Here is a 5,191-nt window from a genome sequence, read left to right as displayed (position 1 = left end):
GCGTCAGCTCGAACATGACTGCATTTGAGATGGACGGATTGCTGGATGAGGAGATTGAAACCTTTGAACATGAGCATGACGGTCCGGCCGGTATTCTGAAGGCCCTCGGCGACTGTTTGCCGGCGTGCGCTATAGTGGCGGCGGTGATGGGGGTGGTTAACGCACTGGCGGCGGCCGATCGCCCGGCGGCAGAGCTGGGTGAGCTGATCGCGCACGCGATGGTCGGGACCTTCCTCGGTATTCTTCTGGCCTATGGTTTCGTACTGTCGCTGGCGACGCTGCTGCGTCAGAAGAGCAGCGAAGAGATCAAAATGCTGCAGTGCATCAAGGTGACGCTGCTGTCATTCGTCAACGGCTACGCGCCGCAGATTGCGATTGAGTTTGGCCGTAAAACCCTCTTCTCCACCGAACGTCCATCCTTCATTGAAATGGAGGAACACATGCGTCAGGTGAAAAGCGGCAGCAGCTCGGATAGCGCATCATCATGAGTAAGCAGGAAAAGTCGATCATTGTTGTTCGACGTAAAAAGAAGCACAAGCACGATCATCACGGCGGTTCCTGGAAAATTGCTTACGCCGACTTTATGACGGCGATGATGGCGTTCTTCCTGGTGATGTGGCTGCTGGCCACGTCATCACCCACGGAGCGCCAGCAAATTGCTGAATATTTCCGAATGCCGTTAAAAGTCGCGATCAGCGGCGGCGATCGCGCCAGCCTGAGCTCCAGCCCCATCCCCGGAGGCGGCGACGATTTTATTAAATCTGACGGCGAAGTGCTGCGCCAGATGCTCAATAAGATTGATGAGCAGCGCAGCCGCCAGACGCTTCAGCGCGCGCGGGAGAAGCTGGAATCGCTGATCGAGACCGATCCGCGCCTGAACAATTTCCAGTCCAACCTGATGCTGTCGTTAACCGACGATGGCCTGCTGATCCAGATAACGGATACCCAGGATCGCCCGATGTTCAACATCGGCAGCTACGTTCCGGCCCCGTACATGCGCGACATCTTGCAGGCGCTGGTGCCGGTGCTTAATGAAATTTCAAACCGTATTAGCCTGACGGGGCATACCGACTCCCTGCCGTACTCGGGCGGAGCCGTGGGCTACAGCAACTGGGAACTGTCGGCCGATCGCGCCAACGCCTCGCGGCGTACGATGGCCGCGGCGGGCCTTCAGCCGGACAAATTTCTGCGCGTGATTGGAAGCGCCGACATGATGGGGTTAGCGGATACGCCGCCAAACGATCCGTCAAACCGCCGCATCAGTATCCTCGTATTGAGCAAAGAAAAAGAGGAAGCGATCCTCAAGGAAGACTCGGTGATGCCGCCGCGTCCGCCGGCGAAATTACATGCTCAGCCCGCGACAGAACATGAAGTTAGTCAATTATTGAACCAGGTCGAAGGGATTGCCGTTCAGCCTGGAGAAGAGCCACCAAGCCAGGAAAAGGTTGAGCCAAATGGACGTCAGTGATTTTTATCAAACTTTCTTTGCCGAAGCCGATGAGCTGCTGGCGGATATGGAGAGACATCTTTTAGAGCTGGATGTCTCTTCACCCGATCAGGAGATGATGAATGCCATCTTCCGCGCCGCGCACTCGATAAAAGGCGGCGCGGGAACCTTCGGATTCACCGTTCTGCAGGAAACGACTCATATTCTTGAGAACCTGCTGGATGACGCGCGTTGCGGACAGCTTCAGTTGAATAGCGGCATTATTAATCTGTTCCTCGAGAGTAAAGATATTATGCAAGACCAGCTTGATGCCTATAAAGCATCGCAAGAGCCCGATCAGGAGACCTTTAAGTACATTTGTGAGGCGCTGCGCCAGATTGCGCTGGAAGGAAAAGCCGATGCAGGTGCTCCGCCGGCGGTGGAACAGCCGGCTGTGGCGGCGGCTCCGGTTGCGGCGAACGACGGGCAGACGGTGCTGAATATCGTCCTCAAGGGGCTGAAAGCGTCTGAACAGGCGCTGATGACCGAGGAGCTGGGCAATTTAGGTGAGATTGTCGGCCAGAAGGTGGAAGGCGAAACGCTGCAGGTGCAGCTGAAGACCACGACCTCCGCGGACGACATTACCTCGGTGCTGTGCTTTGTGATTGAGCCGGAACAGGTGGCGATCGAAACGGCCGACGTCGCGACGCCGACGGCCATCGCCGAAACGCCCGTTGCCCCTGAACCCGCGCCGGTGGTGGAAACCCCGGCCGCGGCACCCGCCAAACCGCCTGCGCGGCCGAAGCCAGCCGGACGCGCCCAGCAGTCCGAAGCGGGCAGCATTCGCGTGGCGGTTGAAAAGGTCGATCAGATCATCAACCAGGTGGGTGAGCTGATCATCACTCAGGCGATGCTCTCGCAGATCTCCTCGACGCTCGATCCGGCCATCCACGATCGGCTGATCAACAGCATTGGCCAGATGGAACGTAACGCCCGCGATCTGCAGGAATCGGTGATGTCCATTCGTATGATGCCAATGGAATACGTTTTCAGCCGCTTCCCGCGCTTAGTCCACGATCTTGCCGGCAAACTCAATAAAGACGTTGAGCTGACCCTGCGAGGCGGCTCGGCGGAGCTGGATAAGAGCCTGATTGAACGCATTATCGACCCGCTGACGCACCTGGTGCGTAACAGCCTCGATCACGGTATCGAAGCCACCGACGTTCGTCGCGCCAAAGGCAAGCCGGAGAAGGGCAACTTAACCCTCTCCGCTGAGCATCACGGCGGCAATATTGTGATTGAAGTGATCGACGATGGCGCAGGCCTCAACCGCGAAAAAATTCTCGCTCGCGCCCGCGCTCAGGGCATGGCGCTGAATGAAAATATGAGCGACGAAGAAGTCTGGATGCTGATCTTTGCCGCCGGTTTCTCTACCGCAGAGAAAGTTACCGACGTGTCCGGGCGCGGCGTGGGTATGGACGTCGTCAGACGAAATATCCAGGAGATGGGCGGCCACGTTGAAATTAAGTCTGAAAAAGATAAAGGCTCCATTATCCGCATTATCCTGCCGCTGACGCTGGCGATTCTCGACGGCATGTCGGTGCGGGTGGGCGAAGAGATCTACGTTCTGCCGCTCGGTACGGTAATGGAGTCGCTGAAACCTTCCGAAAAAGCGCTCTACCGCATGGCCGGTGAAGAGCTGATGCTACAGGTTCGCGATGAGTATATGCCGCTGGTTGAGCTGCATCAGGTCCTGTCTATTCAGCGCGCGACGCAGCGGGTGAGCGATGGCGTGGCGGTTATTTTGCAAAGCGCGGGCTGCCGCTATGCGCTGCTGGTCGATCAGCTGATTGGTCAGCATCAGGTGGTGGTGAAGAACCTGGAGCAGAACTACCGCAGGGTTCCGGGTATTTCTGCGGCGACGATTCTGGGCGATGGCAGCGTGGCGCTGATCCTTGACGTTGCAGCGTTGGCCTCTATGTGCAAAACGCAGCGTCAGTATGACAAGTCCACACATTAATTACTTGTTAGCGAAGGTAAAATCATGACGTTTTCAGTATCAGAAAAACAGTATGGTGAAAAGAACATCGGCCAGGGGTATCTGGTGTTCACGTTGGGGAACGAAGAGTACGGCGTTGAGATCCTCAAGGTGCAGGAAATTCGCGGCTACGATCGCGTGACGCGGATTGCCAATACGCCCGATTTTATTATTGGCGTAACAAACCTGCGCGGCGTGATTGTGCCTATCGTCGATCTGCGCGTGAAGTTCCAGCAGGTGGTTGGCGAGTTTAATGAAAGCACGGTAATCATCATTCTGAATATCGGCGAGCGCGTGGTCGGCATTATTGTGGACGGCGTTTCTGACGTGCTGTCGTTAACCAGCGATCAGATTCGCCCGGCGCCCGACTTCTCGGTCACGCTGTCGACGGAATACCTGCTGGGGCTGGGCAGCGTTGATGAGCGCATGCTGATTCTGGTGGATATCGAAAAGCTGCTGAACAGCGAAGAGATGGCGCTGGTTGAGCAGGTAAGCGAAGCGCCAGCTTACGAATAAATACTCTTTTACCCGTCAGGGTTTCCTATGACGGCTGCGCTAAGCGGTCGTCATTTCTTTTTTGCCTCAGGCTCTGGCCTGGGGCTTTTTTTTGGGGTTTTATTGGCTGAAGGGAAGGGGGCTGGCAGGCAATTCACGGGCACAAAAAAGCCCGGCATCATAGCCGGGCTGGGTAGAAACTTCCGGGATTAACGCAGCAGAGACAGGACGTTCTGCGGAACCTGGTTTGCCTGAGACAGCACGGAGATACCGGCGGACTGCAGGATGTTCGCACGGCTCATCTCGGAGACTTCGGAAGCGAAGTCGGCGTCGAGGATACGGGAACGGGACTCGGACAGGTTGTTAACGGTGCTGTTCAGGTTGCTGATAACAGAATCGAAACGGTTCTGCGTCGCACCCAGGGAGGAGCGCAGTTCGTCAACCTGAGCCATTGCTTTGTCGATGGTGTCCAGCTGGGTGGTCATGGCCACCATCGCTGCGGTTGCTTCAACCGGATCATCATTTGCATCTTCTACGGCGGCAAATGTGGCTTTACCGTCGGTGATGGTCACTTCAACCTGGTTAGCTGCGGTACCGTCAGAGTTAACGCCGAAGTAGGAGACGTTGCCGTTCGCATCGGTGGTGGAGTAAATAGAACCGCCTGCATCAATACCAGCAGCGTCTCTCATGTCTTTAACGTCGGCTTCACTTAACTTAGCTGAATCAGTACCGTTGGTAACGCTTGCGCCAGTAACAACCTGCGTCGCTACGCTGGTCACGTCAAAGCCAGCCATGCCGAGGGTAGAGGAGTCAACTTTGTTCAGGTTGATATCGATGGTCTGGCCGTCGTTAGAACCTACCTGAATACCCAGCGTCTGGTCAGCGCTCAGGACTTTCACGCCGTTGAACTCGGTCTGTTCGGAGATACGGTTGATTTCCTGCAGACGAGCATTGATTTCGTCCTGGATGGACTTACGGTCAGACTCGGAGTTGGTGCCGTTCTGTGCCTGTACGGTCAGACGACGGATGTTCTGCAGGTTGTCGTTCACTTCGTTCAGCGCGCCTTCGGTGGTCTGCGCGATGGAGATACCGTCGTTGGCGTTACGGGACGCCTGGGTCAGACCGGTGATGTTAGCGGTGAAACGGTTGCTGATAGCCTGGCCAGCGGCATCGTCCTTGGCGCTGTTGATACGCAGGCCGGAAGACAGACGCTCGATAGAGGTACCCAGCGC

5 protein-coding genes are annotated in these 5,191 nt (G+C 56.3%); 4 read left to right on the top strand and 1 reads right to left on the bottom strand.

The genetic code is table 11. The annotated features are described in order from the left end of the window. The 4 genes from ACK5JN_RS23845 to cheW all read left to right on the top strand — a co-directional run. Positions 1-488: MotA/TolQ/ExbB proton channel family protein (locus ACK5JN_RS23845; RefSeq protein WP_416872411.1), on the top strand; the 488-nt coding region annotated here is incomplete at its 5' end. Continuing rightward, positions 485-1,468, top strand: coding sequence for a flagellar motor protein MotB (gene motB / locus ACK5JN_RS23840; protein WP_416872410.1), 984 nt, complete (start codon positions 485-487; stop codon positions 1,466-1,468). The genes ACK5JN_RS23845 and motB, both read left to right, overlap by 4 nt. Then, positions 1,455-3,446, top strand: a complete 1,992-nt coding sequence (cheA, locus tag ACK5JN_RS23835) for a chemotaxis protein CheA (RefSeq protein ID WP_416872409.1) — start codon at positions 1,455-1,457, stop codon at positions 3,444-3,446. The genes motB and cheA overlap by 14 nt, the downstream gene beginning before the upstream one ends. 24 nt (positions 3,447-3,470) lie before the next feature. After that, complete coding sequence (gene cheW, locus ACK5JN_RS23830; protein ID WP_416872408.1) at positions 3,471-3,980, top strand: chemotaxis protein CheW; 510 nt, start codon at positions 3,471-3,473, stop codon at positions 3,978-3,980. A 188-nt stretch (positions 3,981-4,168) separates the two neighbouring features. Here the strand turns inward: cheW and ACK5JN_RS23825 are convergent. After that, on the bottom strand, positions 4,169-5,191 hold a 1,023-nt coding region (locus ACK5JN_RS23825; protein ID WP_416872407.1), incomplete at its 5' end, for a FliC/FljB family flagellin.

This window comes from Kluyvera sp. (assembly GCF_047971185.1).
In the GTDB taxonomy this organism is placed as follows: Bacteria; Pseudomonadota; Gammaproteobacteria; order Enterobacterales; family Enterobacteriaceae; genus Kluyvera.
Note: the sequence above shows the minus strand (reverse complement) of the source record. Positions and strands in the feature narration are given on the sequence as shown.

Bases quoted from the DNA above. Each gene is read 5' to 3' on its own strand.
- cheW (WP_416872408.1), top strand. From the start codon at position 3,471: ATGACGTTTTCAGTATCAGAAAAACAGTATGGTGAAAAGAACATCGGC.
- cheA (WP_416872409.1), top strand. From the start codon at position 1,455: ATGGACGTCAGTGATTTTTATCAAACTTTCTTTGCCGAAGCCGATGAG.
- motB (WP_416872410.1), top strand. From the start codon at position 485: ATGAGTAAGCAGGAAAAGTCGATCATTGTTGTTCGACGTAAAAAGAAG.